The sequence below is a fragment of the Nostoc sp. CALU 1950 genome, assembly GCF_051172895.1.
GTDB lineage: Bacteria > Cyanobacteriota > Cyanobacteriia > Cyanobacteriales > Nostocaceae > Nostoc > Nostoc edaphicum_A.
In genome coordinates this window covers 31,384-51,025 of sequence record NZ_JBDNJQ010000016.1, presented here as the reverse complement: position 1 = coordinate 51,025, position 19,642 = coordinate 31,384, and the positions used below count along the sequence as shown (strand labels likewise).

Here is a 19,642-nt window from a genome sequence, read left to right as displayed (position 1 = left end):
GCGTTAGCGGAGCAGGGCGTTAGCCCATTGTGAATTGGTATAACCTTTCATCGTCACCAAAAGTTGCCAAGAACCTTAATTATGTCTACCGACTTATCCAACAACGATCGCTTTCAACCCATTAACCTCTTTGAATACGAAAAATTAGCAAAAGAATGTCTGCCTCAAACGACACTCGATTACTATAGCAGTGGTGCTTGGGACGAAATCACATTGCAAGATAATCGTGATGCCTTTGAGCGAGTCAAGCTGCGACCTCGGATGTTAGTCGATGTGAGCGATCGCAATCTAACTACCTCCATTTTAGGACAACCCCTGCAACTACCTTTGTTAATCGCACCGATGGCTTTTCAATGCCTAGCTCATCGAGACGGAGAAGTTGCCACTGCCCTAGCTGCCGCATCAGCTGGTGTGGGCATGGTGTTAAGTACAATGGCAACAAAGAGCATTGAAGAAGTGGCAACTGCATGTAATCAGTTTCCCGATTCTCTACGATGGTTCCAGCTTTACATCCATAAAGATCGGGGATTAACTCGTGCTTTGGTAGAAAAAGCCTATAAAGCAGGTTACAAAGCACTTTGTCTAACTGTAGATGCACCTGTTCTCGGACAGCGAGAAAGAGATAAACGTAATGAGTTTTCCTTACCCCTAGACTTACATCTGGCTAATCTAGCCACCATCTCAGGACTAGATATTTCCCATGAAAAAGGTGAATCTGGGTTATTTACCTATTTTGCCCAACAGCTAAACCCAGCAGTCACTTGGCAAGATTTGGAATGGTTGCAATCTTTATCTCCACTACCTTTAGTTATCAAAGGAATTTTACGAGGAGATGATGCTGTGCGGGCTGTAGAATATGGAGCCAAAGCAATTGTTGTTTCCAATCATGGTGGCAGACAACTCGATGGTGCGATCGCTTCTTTAGATGCCCTAGCTGAAATAGTAACAGCAGTGGATGGTAAAGTAGAAGTGCTGTTGGATGGAGGCATTCGTAGGGGCACAGACATTCTCAAAGCCCTAGCATTAGGAGCAAAAGCAGTACTGATCGGACGACCTATTTTGTGGGGACTAGCAGTAGCAGGACAAATTGGCGTATCTCATGTCATCTCACTCCTACAAGATGAGTTAAATGTGGGAATGGCACTTAGCGGCTGTGCCAAACTACAGGATATTGACCCTAGTTTATTGACTCTGCCACGTTTTTAAGCCAGATAATTCTTAAAACTGTTATTCCAGCAAAACTTTGAGAAATAATTTTCAGAGTAGTTACAAAATCACTTAATTAGAGTATACTAGTTAAGGTTAGATATAAGGGCGGGTGGCGGAATTGGTAGACGCACCACACTCAAAATGTGGCGGCCTTACGGTCATAGGAGTTCGATTCTCCTCCTGCCCACTACCAGACAAGCTATAGAGAGGTTAAAAACTTATGCGCCTGAAACGATGGGAATCTCCCCGTAAAGAAGGCAGGAATGACAAAGGTAGAGGCGGTTCTGCTAGGAAGCGTCAACTCAAAAAGCAAAGGCAAATGTTACTCCAAAGACTCAAGGAAAGTAACAAACCAGACAATGACAAAAACGAGAAAGCTGGGGAAGATAAGTTTATCTTCCCCTTATTTTTTTGGCTTTTATTTCAGAAAAAAATAAAATTTAGATATTTTTCAACGCATAAACTAAATTAAATCTGTAAGAAATTTAGAAATTCATAAGAAAAAATTATTCTTCATTCTTAAAAATATACTAGTTTAAATTAAACCTTTTAAGCGCATACTTACGTATCAAATCGGCAGACAGACTATCTGGGATTCTACCTTACCACGTAATTATATTATGTAGCAAATGCTGCTTAATTAAATATATATCCATAGGAATTTATCGCAATTGTAATGCTTGCATGAACAAATCAAAAAATAATTATGAAGGAAGTATGAATTTTGCCAAACAGCGCCTAGAATTACCAGCTTAAAACAGTAAGCTAGGACGAAACAGCAAAGAATCCTAGTATTACCGATTAAGCCAAAAATATACTAAGAAGGTAATTGCACCTCCATGTGTTAAATTCCAACGATGACACAAACCTACAAAAAGTCAGGAGTAATCCAATCCAAATTATTCAATATTCGGAATGGTCTAGGTAATCTATGGATTTTTTTCTTGGACACAGGAGTTATTGATGGTGGCGAGAGTGCTTCTACCTACTAAAAAAGTGCTTGATTTTTCTATTACTGCTTTACGCTTTGACGACCAGGTACAAACAATACTTAAGTGGGCGAGTAGGCGTGAGAGTAAAGCTGTATATGTAGCCAATGTACACATGCTCATTGAAGCTCATTGGAATCCAGAGTTTGCCACCGTATTACGAAATGCAGACATAGTTACTCCTGATGGTATGCCTCTCGTATGGATGATGCGAAAAATGGGAGCGCTTTACCAAGACCGTGTGGCAGGGATGGATATTTTCCTCGCATTGTGTCAGCGAACTCAAACACAAAATCTGAGTATTTTCTTTGTCGGTTCCCAAACAGAAATTCTTTCTAGAATGCAAAAAAGGTTAGAGCAGGAATTTCCGCAGATGAAGATTGCGGCGATGGAACCTCTACCCTTTCGTCCCCTGACTGAAACTGAAGACGAAGCTTTGGTTCAAAAGATTAATTCTAGTGGTGCCAGCGCTGTCTTAGTATCTCTGGGATGTCCCAAACAAGAAAATTGGATAGCTCAACATAAGGGTAAAATACAAGCTGTAATGATTGGACTGGGTGGAGTTTTCCCAGTTTATGCAGGAATTCACAAGCGGGCACCCCGTATAGTTCGAGACTTAGGACTTGAATGGCTGTATCGGTGGATTCAAGAACCGCGACGGCTTTGCGGTCGCTATGCTAAGACCATTCCACTCTTTATATGGCTGGCTACGAAGCAACTACTATCATCAAGTCGTATTGCAGCGGTCTTCCTTCACGAAACTGGGGATTAAGGAAAAGAAAATAGGGTGAGAATCACAACTGGCGTCAAAAGAAATAATTTAGCAGCCCCTAGCTTTGATATTCAAAGCTAGGGGCTGCTTATAGAGCAATAGTTACAACGATATTAGCGACATGAAGGAAATGTCGGACATGAAACAGTTAAAAATTCTCATCTGTGCGTATGCTTGTGAACCGGGAAAGGGTTCTGAACCAGGAGTAGGCTGGAATGTTGCGAGGGAGGTAAGCAAGTATCATCAAATCTGGGTACTCACATCAAACTGTCATCGTCAAGGTCTAGAAACTGAACTAGCACGTAATCCCCTACCCAAGCTGCACGTTGTTTACTTAGATCCTTTAGGCTGGATCATAGACCAATACAGTTCAGATAAGACCAAAACACTTGTAGAGACGGCGATTTATCGCGTCTCAAAAACCCACGATTTTGTACAAGTAGCGCTTAAGTGAACCGTATTCGCTTGAAATTGAGTTAGAGCAATGGCTCTAACTATAATTAGTGATAACGTCATAGTTATATATCTTTTCAACTGCTACTTTAGTGATACTGGTAACATAGGGAAAAAACTAATTAAATTCGATCAAAAATTGGCTGTAGGTCGCGAATTATAGAAAAATCGGCTATAGAACAGTAAAACTACTATAAATCAGGATGTAATTGCTTTGCATGATCTACTAGTTGGTTCTTTCCTTCCACTATTCAGAGAGTTAACTGCATGAAAGTGCTGTTGATACATAACCGTTATCAACTTGCAGGCGGTGAGGATGGTGTAGTAAAAGCGGAACAATCCTTGCTGAAAGCAAATGGTCATCAGGTATCTTTACTAGAAGTCAGTAATCATGACATTAAAAATACCTGGGATAAAGTTGCAACTGGTATTAGTGCAATTTACTCACATTCAGCAAAACAACAAGTTCGCATCCAAATTTCCCAACTCTGCCCTGATGTCGTCCACGTACATAACTTTTTTCCTCTACTCTCTCCTTCCATATATGATGCTTGTCGAGAGTATGGGCTAAGTATTGTCCAAACTCTTCATAATTATCGGCTTGCTTGTCCCAAAGCAATGCCTTTTCGAGATGCAAAAGTTTGTGTAGATTGCTTTGGACAAAGAGTACCGTGGTCTAGTGTTGTACATGGCTGCTACCGCAACTCACGCGTACAAAGCTCTGTGATAGCAGCAATGAACAGCTGGCATAGGTTGCGAGGTACTTGGCAGGAACAGGTAGATGCTTATATTGTCTTTACCCAATTTCAAAAAGACAAAATGTTACAGGCTGGACTGCCAGCTGAAAAGTTCTACATCAAACCTAATTTTGTGTTTGCTCCAGACTCTCGAAACCAAAATGGTGGATATAGTGACTACTTACTTTTTGTTGGTAGATTGTCTGAAGAAAAGGGAGTTTCTGTTTTAATTGATGCTTATATACAGAATAACTTATGCACACCACTAAAAATTGTGGGTGATGGCCCTTGGCGTCAAAAGTTGCAGCAACAGATTAAAAATACCAGTTCCGAAAATTTCATCGAATTTTTAGGGTTTCAGGATAAGCCAACAGTGTTGGCACTAATGCAGAATGCACGATTTTTAGTATTTCCTTCCATTTGGTATGAAGGTTTTCCCTTGACTATTGCTGAAGCTTTTGCCTGTGGTCTACCTGTACTGGTGTCCAAATTAGGTAGTATGGTAGAAATTGTAGAGGATGGAGTAACTGGTTTACATTTTGAAGCAGGCAACTCTACAGATATGGCAGCCAAAATAGAATGGGCAAACACTCATCCTGAAACTATGAGAACTATGGGCAAAAATGCTCGCCAGGTTTATGAGACTAAGTATGCTCCTGAAGCTAATTATCAGCAGTTGATGGCAATTTACCAACAAGTCATCAATAAGAAGAAATAATGTGTCCCTAGATAGTAGGAACAGACCCCAAGGCGTTTAGCATCAAGTAAAGCATATTTTAGACACAAAAAAATCGCGATCGCAGAATTTTCTGCCTTAACCACAAAGATTCAAGGGTTAACCCCAAAGTCATGAAAGAGTCTAAGTGCAAGGATTTCGAGCAATCAATACCCAAGGTTAAAAACCTCTTATCTGAAATCAACTATTAAAGTACTTGACATTAACCCAGGACTAAATGCTATATTTACTATAGTGAATTCATTGGGGCGTCGCCAAGTGGTAAGGCAGCGGGTTTTGGTCTCGCCATTCCTGGGTTCGAATCCTAGCGCCCCAGTAAATCTAAAGACAGGCATAACAGCCTGTCTTTTAGAGTATTTAATTGTATTTTAAGATGCATTGAGACGCATCTAATTCCGTAAATTTTACTTGTCAGGCGATTTGAGAGCTTGATCCAGAATTTGCCGAGCCTGTTCTGCTTTAGATCGCGCTTCTTGGTAACGCACATTAGCTTGGGCAAAATTTTTGAGAACTTTAAAACCTTCCTTGAGTCGAGTAATTTCCTCTTCTGTTACCGACTCATCGGTGAACAGAACATCAACCGCTTGGCGAATTTCCAACGCTTCAGATCGTGATTCTTGAACTTTCAGCTTGAGTGTGGCCAGGTTACTCAGAACCTGGACAGCTTGTGTAATGGTATCCTCACCGCTAGCAGTATCAATAGTTGACTCTTTAACCTCAATTAATTGTTGAGGGCCAAATCCTTCTTCCAGTTCCGTGGGTAGTTTACCTGCATCCATCAGTTCCATCAACTGATCCATTGCTTTATCACGGGCTTTGGCTGAATCTTTTCCAGAAACGGTAAGGATAATTTCTGGGCTTTGAGCGAGAGTGTATTGAACCATATTTGAGCAGAAAATTTGCTGGTTAATCAATGCAGAGGCAAGTGATTATAGCATGTTGCGTGTCAGTGAAGACGAGGCAGGGAGCAGGGGGGAAACCCCATAAATAACTTTATTGGCTCTGAAACTTTTGACGCATTATTTCTTGTGGCACTTTCCGCTCGAAATAAATATTTTTGCTTTTGGGTGTAAATAAATTTATTTGCTCTGAAACCCTTTTTGCAGGGTAATTCCAGTATCTTTCTTCCCTACCTCATACCGACGCTCACGGACTCGCTACTGCTACGCTATCCTGCTTCCTGGCTTCTAGTCGCTCAAAATAAAACTTTATACTTAAGAAAAGGAATAATTTTCAATAGGAGGGGAGAGCAATGGCTCCCAGTCCCACCATCATGCAAGCTGTGGAACAACTGGGCTACCGTGTCACCGTTGGTGATGTGGCAACTCAGGCAGGATTGAACGTCGCTGAAGCTAATCAAAGCTTGTTAGCCCTGGCATCAGATGCTGGGGGACATTTACAGGTAGCGGATTCAGGTGATATAGTTTACCTTTTTCCACAAAATTTCCGAGCAATTTTACGTAATAAATACTTTCGGTTACGATTGCAGGAATGGTGGAAAAAGGTCTGGAGTGTTCTGTTTTACCTGATTCGTATTTCTTTTGGAATCTTCTTAACTGTTTCCATCGCCCTGATAACTGTTACCATCTTCATCATCATTACCGCTGCCAATTCAGACCGTGATGGCGACAATCGAGGCAGTAGTTCCGGTGGTGGGGGGTTCTTCTATTTTCCTAATTTATTCTGGTATCTTAGCCCAAATTATGACACCCACTACCAGGAACGGCGACGCGGAAGCCAGGAAGAAAGCAATCTAAATTTCTTTGAAGCTGTGTTTTCGTTTTTGTTTGGCGATGGTAATCCTAATGCCAACCTAGAAGAACGTCGCTGGCAAGAAATTGCTACGGTGATTCGGAGTAACCGTGGTGCAGTGGTAGCAGAACAAATTGCCCCATATTTGGATGACATTGGCGAGGGATATACAAGAGAGTACGAAGATTATATGCTGCCCGTTCTGACGCGATTTAATGGGCAACCAGGGGTAAGTCCAGAAGGGCAAATTGTTTATTACTTTCCAGAGTTGCAGGTGAGTGCAACTAAAAAGCGCCGTCATGCAATATCAGATCACTTGGAGGAATTTCCCTGGCGTTTTAGTGCTGCAAGTTCAGGGCAAATTATGCTGAGTGCTGGATTGGGGGTACTAAATTTTGTTGGTGCCTTAGTACTGGGAAGTTTGTTGAGAGATGGGACTGTTGCCGTCCAATTAGGTGGACTGGTAGCTTTTGTGCAAGGAATTTATTGGCTGCTATTGGCTTACGGAGCAGGTTTCTTAGGCATACCGTTATTGCGTTATTTCTGGATTCGGTGGCGTAATAGCAAAATTGGCGATCGCAACCGCGATCGCCTTTCCAGAGCAAGGCTATTAGCAAGTCCTGATGCACCTTTGCAACAAAAAATCGACTATGCCCAACAATTTGCCGCAGAAAAAGTCATTGGCAACGAAGATTTGGTGTATTCCAGCGAAACTGACTTACTCGACCAGGAAGTTGAGCGTTCTGCACAAATTGATGCTGAATGGCAACGGCGCTTAGAACGTGGGAGTGGGGAATAGGAAGCAGAGGGGCAGAGGGGCGGAGGGGCGGAGGGGCAGGGGAAATAATCAATTCCCAATCCCCAATCCCCAATCCCTGATTACTTCGCCTGAATTGGTGTGAGGGCTACACCTTGATAATAATGTCCCAAAATTTGCAGGTGGTTCACTCCTTGCCGAGCTAGATTGTATGCCCCCCACTGACTCATGCCTAAACCATGACCAAAGCCAAGCCCTTGGAGTACAAAATTGCCATCGGCTCCCTTCGTGACGCTAAAACGGGTACTTTTTAGCTTCAGCGCTGTCCGCACTTGCTCGCGCTGTAAAACCTTTGTGCCCTTGTTACCGACAATTTTCAAGACTTTAACACTACGGAAAGGCGAGAATGTTTCTGCAATCATCGCCGTCACATTGCCAAGTTCAGGGAATTTAGCACTAATCTCACTGGGCGAGAAGGTTTTTACCCAATTACACGCGCTGATATTTTGATCGTAGTCTTGAACAGCCCGTAGGTACGGCAAGGCATTTCCCCAAACGTCTTCCACGTTTTCGGTATGTCCTCCAGAACAAGCGTGGAAAACTGAGAGAATAATCTTGTTGTTATAAGTTAGTACTTGCCCTGCTGTTTCATCCACTGCTTTGTAAGTAGCAGGAGATTCACTGATGACGCCTTTGTAAATTTGCCAGCGATCGGGGGTATTGCCTAAATCGTAAATGGGATTATTCCGTTGTTTTTCTCGTTCGTAGAGGGCATAAGTGCGGGCTGCGATCGCCTGGGCTTTTAGTGCTTCTTGGGGCCAGCTAGCATCCATTTCGCCACCAAGAACGCTGTAGAGATATTCTTGATCATCAACCCAATTAACAGCAGTTAAGCCTTTTTCTGTGGGGACAACTAGAGTTCTACCCCGATACCAGCGATCGCCAATATAAACGAATCCTTTACCAGTTGGCTCAATCCAAAATAAACCAGACTGCCACTTATCTAAAGCAACTCCACCAGGAATGGCTTGGGCATAATATGCACTCATCGCTGGTAACTGTCCAAGAGTCCGGCCAGTACTATCCTTGACAATCCCAGTGGTGGAACTGCCCACTTTTACCTGATTAACGCCCCTCTCAATTGCCACGCGCAGAATTACAGACGCTTGGGCTGGGGCAACCAAAGCTATCCATAATAAGACACTGATCCACCAATGACGTACTTTAATCTGGGAAAATAAAGAGCCTAAGTAAAGTTGGAATTTCATGCTGATCATCTAATCACACTAGTATCTAATTGACGCTTTGAACTATGGCGTCTACTACTTTAAGATGAGACACTTCTCCAACGCAGGAGGTTGCCACCTCCTACTAATTATGCATTTTACTTTAGCTATCAGGTAGAAATCAGGTGAAGGAGGCAGGGGGAGAACTTCTCTCCTCTACCTGTTTCCAATGCTCAATGCCACTAGCTTTTTCTCTTGTTAGGCATTGCATTAACACCTGCTAAATTAATTGAGTGAAAGCAGATCAATGCACAGTAAAAAATTCTTTTAATTGAGATTAAGTGTAAGCTAAATTACCTTATCATCTTCTTCGCTACTTCATTTAAACCGCCTTCTTTAACACAGGTTGCACCGAGATTTTCTGTGTAAGCAGCATAGTCATTGTAATGTTGTCTCTTGATTAACATGACGTTATTATCGCTCCATCTGCCTTTAATTTGGCTGATTTTAAATGTTTTAGGATTAAGAAAATGGTTCAGGTTTCCGCTTAGTTTTCCCCACCAGTAAGAGGCCCCAACCATTCGCGTATCAGTAAACTTAACATTAGACATTTTAACGACTGAATTAGTTTTAGTGTTGAAAGAACATGCAGTATTAGTCTTATTATCCAGTACGATGATCAAATTGTTATTGCTCTCGAAGAATGACAAGTCGTCATTTGTGCTGCTAGCTACAGCAGTTAGGGGCAATAAAAGTACCAAAATATTAAAAGTTACAAATAGTTTTTTCACTAGCTTTGTTTAAATGTGTTAAACAGTTTACTATCTCAGTCGTCCATAGCACATCAGTATATTTATTTACTTACTTGCTATCCAGAATAGTAGCCTGAATATTGCTAACTGCCAGTCAGGAAAGCTCTGACTGACCTCTTTATCTTAAATATGAGCAGATGCAATCACTTAGTGATGGGGCAAGCACCCACTGAAAGCGATCGCATCGCTCAAATATATTCCGATTCAGTTGAGAATACAGTCAAAAATTTGTTGCAGTAATTGGGGAAAGTAAATTGTCCAAATCTTACTGCTGTGGAAGAGAAACTTTTATTCTTCGATTTACGATGCCAATACCTTTTGAGAATTGCTCACTTCATTAGCGATAATTCCAATTAAATTCAACTTACTCAAAATTTCTGTTGCTTGAGTCAGTTCAGTTCGGGTCACTTTCCCCATGCGCTCTACCATCACAATACCGTTGCAAAAAGATGCCACAATCCTGGCATCAACCGTGCCTAAAATAGGTGGAGCATCTATCAGTACTAAGTCATAATTTTGTTCAAACAACTCTATTAATTCTTTCATCCGTTGAGAACTGAGCAACTTAACCGTGTCTTCTGGTTCCGGCCCAGCAGTCAAAATATCAATAGAGGGGTGAATGGGCTGGATGTAATCTTGAAAATGAGTAGTTGTCTCATCAACTAATAACAGAGATAGTCCCCAGTCATTGGATAGCTCTAGGATTTTGTGCAAGCTAGGATTGTGTAGGTTAGCATCAATTACTAATACTCGTCGATGCATCCGGCTAGCACTAGCCACAAGTCCTAATACTAAGGTTGTCTTCCCTTCCCCTGGTAGTGCTGAAGTAAACATCAGCGACTTGAAAGACAAGGGATATTTTAATATTTGAATATTTTGGTAAATCATGTCCAAAGTTTCATGGACGGGCAATTTAGGAGTGGCTTCTATTACAGAAGAATCTGAGCTTCGCCGACTATTCCAAGGCAGTCCCAGCCGCCGCTTTTTGACACCACGCGATGGTAGTTTTGGTACTGATCCCAATACACGTAGGTTCGTCAGTTTCTTTAAATCTCCTGCACAATAAATAGCGTCATTAAATTTTTCCAAAATTAGGGCTGCTAAGATACCTAAAATCGGCCCAATTGCTGCTCCCCCAACCAAAATTAATAATCTGTTGCTCCCCATATAAGTACCCAGAGTAGGTTCGGTCAAAACTTGCCAGTTATATCCTTCCTGAGCAATTTTCAGTCCCAAGGATTGTTGTGCTTGGAGCAGTTGTTCAAGAGTTTTACGACTAGTTTCTACCTTTGGCAGCAGACTGTTGTACTCTGCGATTAAGCTTGGGTATTTGTTTAGCTCGGAGCGGAGTCGCTGTTCTGACTCGGCTAGATTCTTTTCATTGGCAGTTAGTCCTAAGACGGTTGTCTGTACCAGAATTAACTCGTCTACTAACTTTGGCTCAACCCCTACGATTTGCCCTTGTAAGAGTGGTTCACTTTTACTGCTAGTAGTAATAGTTTTTACTTCTTCTCGTAATAGCGATAGTTGACTTTGGCGTTGCTGCTTTAGTTTTTGTACTGATGGGTAATCCTCTGTATAGCGCAGCCGCTCTTTAGCCAAAGCTAGTTCAGTATTTTGAATTTCACTCAATAGCGCTTGGTAGCGGCTTGACTGATTTAAACGAGACGAAATTAGTGTATTTTGCTGGGATGAAGACGCTATTTGTTGCTCTAAGTTGCTGTAGCGAGCATTTACATCTTGAAGGTTGGCACGAGTGGTTTGTAGCTGTTGTTGAATATCGGCTAGAGATTCTAGCAGGATTTTACTTTGGACTTCAGGATCGAGTAATTTATGTTTCTTACGAAACTGTTCCAAATTTTTATCAGCTTTACTCACCTCTTTTTTGATCTCAGGTAGGCGAGCGTTTACAAATGCTAATCCATGATTCAGACGTTCTTTTTGTTGCTCTTTATTGTAGTTTTGATAGACTTTTTGTAGAGATTGAAGTACTCTTTGCGCTTTAACTGGATCGTCATCATTGAAAGTAACTTCAAATACTTGATTAAAAACTTTATTAGCTCCTATGCTTTTCTCTTCTAAAGTCACTTCCAGAGGTGCTTTTTTGCTCTGTTCTTTTTGACCATTGATATCTTCTACGGTGATATCAGGATAATCAGAATGAAGTGAATCTACGGCTTTCTGGAGCAGCTTAGAACTCAGCATAAGTTTCATCTGAGTAGTGGAATCAGTAACCTGAGTATCTACCCCAACTGGGATATTATTTGACTGTGCCTCTTCAGATAAATTGGAACTCACCAATATCTGCATATTGCTCTGGTAAGTAGGTTTGGCAATGACAGCTAAGAGGCTAGCAGCTGACATAACTACACAGGAAACTCCTAAGATCAGAAAGCGTTGGCGAAGCAAAATAGTAGATAGTTGTCTGATGCTAACTGCACCTTGTGCTGAAGTAGTAACCTGTTGCTCTTGATTCAGACTAGTCTTAGCCACTATCCAACTCCTCTAATATCGAAACACTATATTTATTTGGAAGATTTATGAAAAATGTGAAATGATTTTTTTACACCTAATAGCTGCAATAGCATACTGAATTTTTCTTCCAACGATGACAAGCTCACTTGGCACAATATTATGCCAACTGGCGCTTTCATGTTCATCAATTCATGCATATAAATTCTTAATCAGTGTTGGAAGAATAAATTTTTAATAAATATTTTATTTAAGGAAGAAAAATCTTGACGGAAAATTAATTATTTTTCCTAAGTATTTAAGTAAAAAATTCTCTGATTCACAATCTTACTATTACAATCAAGTTCTTTTGATAACTTGTAATTTAAAAAACATATTGATAAAAATATTTAAACCATACTATTTCTATATTCTTGATACACTGAGCTAACCGTAAATCGTTGGTTAACTAGTTGACTTACTCATAAAATTAAACTGCTGTCTATTTGCTGGATGTTAACTTAACTCCAAGATAGAGCTTGGTTAATTTTAGATTTTAGATTACAAGGGTTCAATAGGAAATCTAAAATCTAAAATCCAAAACTTAAACGCCTACCTTGGTTAACTCTACTTGCCGTCGCCTGGGTACTTCATGAATCATAAAATCGTGAGCCATATCAGTACGGGGAAAAATAGCACGGGCTTCTTTCAGGAGATCCTTCAACTCCAAGGTATTTCCGGGAGCATATCGGGGACTAAAATGACTCATAATCAGCCGATGTGCCCCAGCGGCTAAAGCTGTTTGCGCTGCCATTGTGGTTGTGGAATGCAATCGCTGAAAAGCCATATCTGCATCTTGATGGGCAAAGGTTGCTTCGTGAATTAATACATCTACATCATGAGCTAATTCCACTGCCCCATCACAATAAATTGTGTCTGTACAATAGGCAATCTTTCGACCAATTTCTGTGGGGCCGCACAATTGGGTGCCATCAATCACCCGTCCGTCGTCAAGGGTAACTGTTTCACCGCGCTTGAGTTGACCATAAATCCGACCAGCAGGAATTTGCAACGCTTTGGCTTTTTCCACGTCAAAGCGTCCTGATCGGTCTTTTTCGGCTACGCGGTAGCCGAAAGCGGGAATGCGGTGATGCAAGTTACCACAGCTAACGGTGAAGTCCTCGTCTTCATAAATTACCCCTGGACGGATGGCGTGAACTTTAATCGGGTAAGAAAAGTGGGTGTGGGAGTAACGTGAGGCGGAGTGAATGTAATCATTTAATCCAGGTGGGCCATAGATATCGATTCGTTCTACATTGCCAGCCAAGCCGCAAGTAGCAAGAAGTCCCATCAAGCCAAAGATGTGGTCGCCGTGCATGTGGGTGATAAAAATTCGGGAGAGTTGACTGATTTTCAGTTCACTCCGCATAATTTGATGCTGGGTGCCTTCGCCACAATCGAATAACCAGAGTTCTGCCCTTTGTGGTAATCTCAGAGCGACACTGGAAACATTGCGCGATCGCGTGGGTACACCGGAACTCGTCCCTAAGAATGTTATCTGCACAGTGTTCTTTAGTCTTCCTATTGCTCAATTTGCAACTCTATATTTCTATAGTGGCACGGTTGATGAGCAAAATACTTTTTAAAGCCAGTAGCTTCGTCAATTTACGAGACTTGAGAATAAGGTTGATTTTCCCAATAAGCTAGTTGGGTTTTCAGGGTGCTGATATGGATAATATGACGTTCGACTAAGGTTTTTAGTTGTCGTGCCCTTGCAGTATAAATTTGTTTATGCGCTAGTGCCTGACGAACCTCCTCTTCGCTGGAGTTAGTCAAAGCAACTTGCATTTGTTTTTCCCAAGCGATCGCAAGAGCTTGGACTTTTTCATAATCTCTTTGAGCAATTTGCTTGGCTGTATTGGATTCAGCGATCGCTTCATGTAAAGTTTTGAGGTAATGATTCCAGGTGTCTGCTAGCGCCTCAATATTTTTGTTGTCTGGTTGGGCAGTCTTCAGATATGAACATCGTTCTATTTGGTTGAACAAGTTATTTACTTCTAGCATATTTTTATCCCCAGCTAATATTAGGTTGATTAACTATGGCAGTGTTTAATAATTCGTTAAATGCCATATTTGTCTTACTGGTGCAGACTTTAGTCAGATTTATAACTTCTTCTAAAGCTGAAAGATTTGTATGATTTATATTTGCTCTTTGATGTTTAATTTATTGTTGATATTTAAAATATATAAAAGTTGATTAATAAATTCATTAGCTTTTTCTGACAAATTAGTTACATTTTGTGTCAGACAAAGTTATAGCTTTGTGAAGCAGTTATTTCCGAAAAATCTATGAATTAAAGTCTTTATTAAGTCTGTGTCTTCTCTACATATTTTGTAACAATCCTAAAACCCAGATTTGAAGAGGGTCTTAGAGGATGTTTTAAAAGTGTTTCGCTGTAATTTTAGGCACTTGTTTATCCCCCAACCTCCCTTAAAAAGGCTACGGTGTATACACAAGTCTGAAATAGCTGATCAACCAAGGTTTTACCCCACCCTCAATACGGTTCGGTTAAGGTTTTTTGACGAAAATTCTAGAGCCAAAGACGCGATAAATCGCCGTCTCTACAAAAGATTGAATGATAAATACTCAAGTTTGTTGATAATTTAATACGGAGGTCTAAAGTTTTTTGGGTACTTGCGATCGCACTCAAAAATTAAGAAAAATATAACTAATGGTTAAGCATGGGGTTTCTTTTCACCTGCTTCTCTCTTTTCATTCTCTTTGCAAAAAAATGGGATACTTCGGTCGCAATTACGTACCAAAAAGTAACTTAAAAACAAGTTGATAAATACCAAATAACTGCTGTATTATGGCAATGATTTCTTTTTTGAAATCTAAGCTCGACTTTATCCATATTCTCTGAACACGATTGCTAACGCTGAAACCTTAGTGGGACTCTTGTTTTACTTTTTCGATTTCACCGATAATCAGTGACATGGTAAAAGTTTTGCCAAAAGACTAGGGTTTTTGCTGTAGAAAGAGAAGCAAATTATTAATTTTGGATAAAGTCGAACTAAGTACACCTCTTAATACAAGAAAAAACTTGCACTCAATGCTTGATTTGAGTTGAGACAGATAGATTGTTTTTCACAGCCAAATGGCTTGAGAAGAACTTCAATTTATTTGTTTCTCATATCTTTGGGATGGCACTGCAACTGAATTCAGTCTCTATTTGCAATTAAGGACAATGTTCATGAGTTCTATCCAAAAAGTCTTGCAGACACTATGCCTGATTGTTTTTATTGCATTCTGCCTTCCTTCAGGAATCGCTTATGGTGTAGAAGTGACATCTTTGGTAGGAAGTCCTACGCAACTGACGGTTGCTACCTTCAATGTTGAAAACCTTGATCCTAAAAAGGAAGATGTTTCTAAGGTTGATCGCAAAACGACTAGAAACGTCGATGATGATGTCAGAAGCGGTAAGTTTACAGCTTTGGCAAACCAGATTGTTACTAATCTTGAAGCACCAGACATTATTGCTTTGCAAGAAGTACAAGACAATGATGGAGCTGAGTTGAGTTCAGTGGTTGATGCCGCTGTGACGGCTAAGACTTTGATCGATTCAATTCAATCTGTAGGAGGCCCAAGCTATGAATATCAAGAAATTCCTCCTCAGAACGGACGAGATGGAGGCCAACCAGGTGGCAATATTCGGGTAGGCTTTTTGTTCAATCCTCAACGAGTTAAGCTACAGAAACTTGATCGCTTTGCGGACGATCCAGCTTTTTTAGAAAGTCGCAAACCTTTAGTGGGTGAATTTACTTTCAACGATATTCCCGTCACCCTGATAAACAACCACTTTGCTTCTAAAAGCGGAGGAGCGGCTTCTAACCCAAAACGGATAAAGCAAGCAACAATTGTTAACGAATTTGTTGCAGATCGCTTAACTACTGACCCCAATGCAAATATTGTCGTTCTTGGCGATTTGAATGATACTCCAGACTCCCGGCCGATAAAAGCTCTTGCAGGAAATCAGCTAGAAAATTTGGTAAACAAAATTCCACTAGCAGACCGCTTTTCTTTTGTCTTTCAAGGAAGTAAGGAACAAATTGACCAAATCCTGGTTACTCCAAACTTGCTTAACAATGGAAATCCTGAGATCAATGCTGTTCACGTTAACGCAGGTATTTCTAGGTCAGCCAGCGATCACGATCCTGTGATTGCTCGGTTTACTCTATCAGCTGTTGGAGAGGCTACTCCTATTACATCAGTCCCAGTTACTATTCCCGAACCAGCAGTTACACCAAGCACGATTCTTTCTGGTATTACTGGAGATGATTTGCTGAAAAAATTGGATAGCCTTTACTCTCCTCGTACTAGCCTCGGATATGGTAGCGCTCGTGACTTGCTCTACACCAAAATAGATAACCAAGGCGGTATATTAACAGATATCTACGCTGGTTACAGTGTGCCGCTCAACCAAAATTCAGACAAACCCAGAGAAGAAGCTGCACGACACAGAATCAATGCAGAACATGTCTGGCCGCAGAGCATGGGAGCCAAAGGCCCGGCAAAAAGCGATTTGCATAACCTCTTTTCTTCACGAATAGAAATTAATAGCGATCGCGCCAACTTTCCATTTGGAGAGATTCCTGATAACCAAACTACGTCTTGGTATCTCGACGATGAAGAACTGAGTTTCAAACCGAATCCCCAAGATATTGACAAGTACAGTGAATTCAAACGGGGATTTTTTGAACCACGGGAGGCGAAAAAAGGAGATATAGCTCGGATAATTTTCTATTTCCGCACAGTCTACCCAGAACTAGCAAATGCAAGCTTCTTTGAGAAACAAAAGGATACTCTCTGTAAGTGGCAAGGAGATGATCCAGTTGATGCTGGTGAGGTAGCACGCAGTAATGCGATCGCTAAAACACCCCAAGGAAATGATAATCCCTTTGTGTTAGATCCTACTCTGTCACAACGAACCTACTGCAATTAAAAAGTACAGGAGGTCTTAAATCTATCCTGCTTGGAAGAGTTTTAGACCTCTGATATTTTTGGTATAGCGGTTCTCCACAAGCGTGAAGTACAATTTTGACCTCACTTCCATTCCTCTCTCCTTTCAGGCTACGGTGTACACACAAGTCGAAAAAAGCTTGATTTTCCATTCTTCTCTCGTTTATCTCGTTTACCTCGTTTTGATCTCGTTCCCATGTTCTACATGGGAATGCTCCTCGTGGAGGCTCTGCCTCCAATCTGGCATTGAGTCAGAGACTCAATGAATGCATTCCCAGTCGGAGACTGGGAACGAGGAAAGTCTTATCAAGCTAGGTTTTTAGGACTTGTGTGTACACCGTAGCCTTTTAGGAGAGAGGCTTTGAATTGTTCCCCCTTCCCGCTTCGGGAAGGGGGTTAGGGGGTTAGGTCTATTTGCATACCTGTACTCACCAGGTTGAAAATGGCTATAAGTAATTATTCAGTCACTACATCAGAACAATATAAATAAAGTCAAATTCAATCAGCTATTTCGCTGATTACTTTCTCATTTTGGTATATTTAGTAAGCAAAAAGGCTGATTGCTTTCTCATTTCGGTATATTTAGCAAGCAAAAAGACATATTGCTTTCTCATTTAGCTTAAATGCTTTCTCATTTCGGTATATCGCGTATTCATTTCAGTAGATTCAGCAAGCAAAAAGACATATTGCTTTCTCATTTAACTTAAATGCTTTCTCATTTCGGTATATCGCGTATTCATTTCAGTAGTTCGCGCATTATTACATCTCCTCTGCTTTTTGCCTTCTGCCTTATTCAGATTATTTATTACTGAACCAAAACTTAGTTACAGGCCAAGACAACTCACAAATAGTTCCTTTAGAAGAAAGAGGTACTCGTTGAAATTTCCCTTTGAGTTGCTCTGCTAAATTTCTAAACTGTTGTGTGCCACGACCTTCTCTAGATGATTTAATTCCCAAGCCATTATCAACTATGCTCAAAGTGTACCAGCCTCCAGATGATGAGCAGGTGACTTCGAGGCGGGTGACTCCTGTGGCGTGTTTACCGACATTGCACAAAGCTTCTTCTAAAAATCGGCAGAGTCCTTGCTTTTGTTCAATGCTTAAGCATCGCTCATCTATCGGTTCAAAGGTACGGATTTTAATTTTAATGCTTCTAAAGCAGGGAAAGTCTCGCGCTAGGGTATAGCTATAAACTTGATAGAGAATTTCGTGAAGAGGGTCTTGCAAATTTAATACTAAAGTATTTCCTAAATAAAGACTATTGTCTTGAGTTGGCGGTTCTCGTTGTAAAAACTCATAAATTCCTCGGAGTTCGTGGTTTAATTTCTCCAGTTCTTTTTCCAGTTCTGGGAGCAATTCTTTTATTGGCAATTCTTGGCATCGAACCAGTTTCAAAACTTTTGCGAGACTTTGTAGTGGCCCATTGTGAATTGTTTCAAATGTGCGTTCAATGACATCTTGTCTAGCTTTGAGTCCCGATCGCAAAACTTTGTCACATTGATATAAAGCAGTAAGTTCTATACCATTTACAGCTAAGACAAGAATTGTTGGAATTACTGGAACCCACCAACCCCAAGTTAAGAGTAAATAACTAGTAACCACTAAAGTAGCACTAGTAATACCGACTACTATTAGATTTGCCAAAGTAGATTTAGTCAATCGAGCGATCGCAATTCCTAAAAAACCCCAGGCAAAAATCCACAGATATTCCCATTCATCTTGCCAAGTGTCTAAAAGTGGTCGATCGTCAAGTACTGCACTGACAATTTGGCTAGCAGCGTGTGCTTGAATTTCCTCTCCATAAACTTGCCGTTTTGCAAGTTGGTTAGATGTAGTTACAAAGTCTTTACGGCTGGGGCCAGTTATGCCGATAATGACAATGCGATCGCGCACCCAGTCTGAATTAAATTTGTTGCTTTTAATATCATTTAAAGATATAGTTCTAAATCTTGCTCGCCCACTACGAAAATTGAGCAGTGTTTGAACACCAGTTGCATTGGTTCGTACATAGCCCCCAGAGTTGGGGAAAAATCGTGGTAGTGCAGTATTCCCTAGCTTTATGGGAGTGCGATCGCTAATACCGTTTTTTAAGCTAATATCTTCATGAGCTAAATAAGCTTTGGCTAAACGTAGAGAAAAAGATAACTTGTAGCCTTGAGTTGTTGGTATTGCTAATAAACTTCGCCTTAGTTTACCATCACCATCCGTGATTTGATCTGCAAAACCAATTTGTTTAGGGGATAAACCTGGTGGCGCAGCAATTTGCTTAGGCAATACTTTTTCAATCACAATTAAATTTTTGATATTTTTAAAAGCTGCAACTAGTTCTCCGTTACCAGGATTAACTGCTAAATCCCGATAAATATCAAGACCGATCACTCTGGGTTTACATGCTTGTAGTTTCCACAGCAGTGCTGCCAAATCCCTATCTGATATTGAAGAATCTATTAAATAATCTTTATCAGAGCTAATATTATCTTCATTAATTCCCACAAGCACGATTCGTTCATCGATAGATTCTTCAGGACGCAGACGGAGAAGACTATCAAAAGCTAGCCACTCTAAAGATTGCATTGAACCAGTAAGATGAGCAATTATCACCAATGCAATAACTACAATTCCTGGTAATGCACCTACACGCCAAATGCTAATTTCTTTTTTGATTATTTTCCAAAGTCCAGGCTGCATAAGCTTGTCTCCTAGCCTTTAGCTAAAAGTAATTAGTAAG

At 40.8% G+C, this 19,642-nt stretch carries 13 protein-coding genes and 2 tRNA genes; 8 read left to right on the top strand and 7 right to left on the bottom strand.

Going from position 1 to position 19,642, the window contains the following annotated elements:
• Positions 1-81 precede the first annotated feature (81 nt).
• The 6 genes from ABF638_RS07380 (at position 82) to ABF638_RS07355 (ending at position 5,212) form a co-directional block, all read left to right on the top strand.
• Positions 82-1,206 (top strand): alpha-hydroxy acid oxidase, encoded by a 1,125-nt coding sequence (locus ABF638_RS07380; protein ID WP_435021541.1) that lies wholly within the window; start codon positions 82-84, stop codon positions 1,204-1,206.
• A gap of 106 nt (positions 1,207-1,312) precedes the next feature.
• Positions 1,313-1,396: transfer RNA gene (locus ABF638_RS07375), tRNA-Leu, on the top strand.
• A 776-nt stretch (positions 1,397-2,172) separates the two neighbouring features.
• Positions 2,173-2,970, top strand: a complete 798-nt coding sequence (locus tag ABF638_RS07370; protein ID WP_435021539.1) for a WecB/TagA/CpsF family glycosyltransferase — start codon at positions 2,173-2,175, stop codon at positions 2,968-2,970.
• Positions 2,971-3,109: 139 nt separating this feature from the next.
• Entirely contained in the window at positions 3,110-3,424 is a 315-nt protein-coding gene (locus tag ABF638_RS07365) for a hypothetical protein (RefSeq protein ID WP_435021537.1), read from the top strand.
• 266 nt (positions 3,425-3,690) lie between these two features.
• Complete coding sequence (locus ABF638_RS07360) at positions 3,691-4,878, top strand: glycosyltransferase family 4 protein (RefSeq protein ID WP_435021535.1); 1,188 nt, start codon at positions 3,691-3,693, stop codon at positions 4,876-4,878.
• 262 nt (positions 4,879-5,140) lie between these two features.
• Positions 5,141-5,212, top strand: a tRNA-Gln gene (locus tag ABF638_RS07355).
• Between the two features lie 88 nt (positions 5,213-5,300).
• Here ABF638_RS07355 and ABF638_RS07350 read toward each other — a convergent pair.
• A complete protein-coding gene (locus tag ABF638_RS07350; protein WP_181928830.1) occupies positions 5,301-5,780 on the bottom strand; it encodes a hypothetical protein in 480 nt (159 codons plus the stop codon).
• Positions 5,781-6,148: 368 nt separating this feature from the next.
• Between ABF638_RS07350 and ABF638_RS07345 the strand changes: the two genes are divergently transcribed.
• Positions 6,149-7,447, top strand: coding sequence for a hypothetical protein (locus tag ABF638_RS07345; protein WP_435021533.1), 1,299 nt, complete (start codon positions 6,149-6,151; stop codon positions 7,445-7,447).
• 80 nt (positions 7,448-7,527) lie between these two features.
• Here ABF638_RS07345 and ABF638_RS07340 read toward each other — a convergent pair whose 3' ends face one another.
• From ABF638_RS07340 to ABF638_RS07320, 5 genes are all read right to left on the bottom strand, one after another.
• Positions 7,528-8,673, bottom strand: coding sequence for a SpoIID/LytB domain-containing protein (locus tag ABF638_RS07340; protein ID WP_435021531.1), 1,146 nt, complete (start codon positions 8,671-8,673; stop codon positions 7,528-7,530).
• A 311-nt stretch (positions 8,674-8,984) separates the two neighbouring features.
• On the bottom strand, positions 8,985-9,422 hold the full coding sequence (locus ABF638_RS07335) for a hypothetical protein (RefSeq protein WP_435021529.1): 438 nt from the start codon (positions 9,420-9,422) through the stop codon (positions 8,985-8,987).
• A 321-nt stretch (positions 9,423-9,743) separates the two neighbouring features.
• Complete coding sequence (locus tag ABF638_RS07330; protein WP_435021527.1) at positions 9,744-11,936, bottom strand: GumC family protein; 2,193 nt, start codon at positions 11,934-11,936, stop codon at positions 9,744-9,746.
• A gap of 562 nt (positions 11,937-12,498) precedes the next feature.
• Entirely contained in the window at positions 12,499-13,458 is a 960-nt protein-coding gene (locus ABF638_RS07325; protein WP_181928834.1) for a ribonuclease Z, read from the bottom strand.
• Between the two features lie 101 nt (positions 13,459-13,559).
• Positions 13,560-13,958, bottom strand: coding sequence for a hypothetical protein (locus ABF638_RS07320; RefSeq protein WP_435021525.1), 399 nt, complete (start codon positions 13,956-13,958; stop codon positions 13,560-13,562).
• 1,190 nt (positions 13,959-15,148) lie between these two features.
• Between ABF638_RS07320 and ABF638_RS07315 the strand changes: the two genes are divergently transcribed.
• Positions 15,149-16,897, top strand: coding sequence for an endonuclease (locus tag ABF638_RS07315; RefSeq protein ID WP_435021523.1), 1,749 nt, complete (start codon positions 15,149-15,151; stop codon positions 16,895-16,897).
• An 815-nt stretch (positions 16,898-17,712) separates the two neighbouring features.
• Here the strand turns inward: ABF638_RS07315 and ABF638_RS07310 are convergent.
• Positions 17,713-19,602, bottom strand: a complete 1,890-nt coding sequence (locus ABF638_RS07310; protein WP_435021521.1) for a CHASE2 domain-containing protein — start codon at positions 19,600-19,602, stop codon at positions 17,713-17,715.
• Between the last annotated feature and the right edge of the window lie 40 nt (positions 19,603-19,642).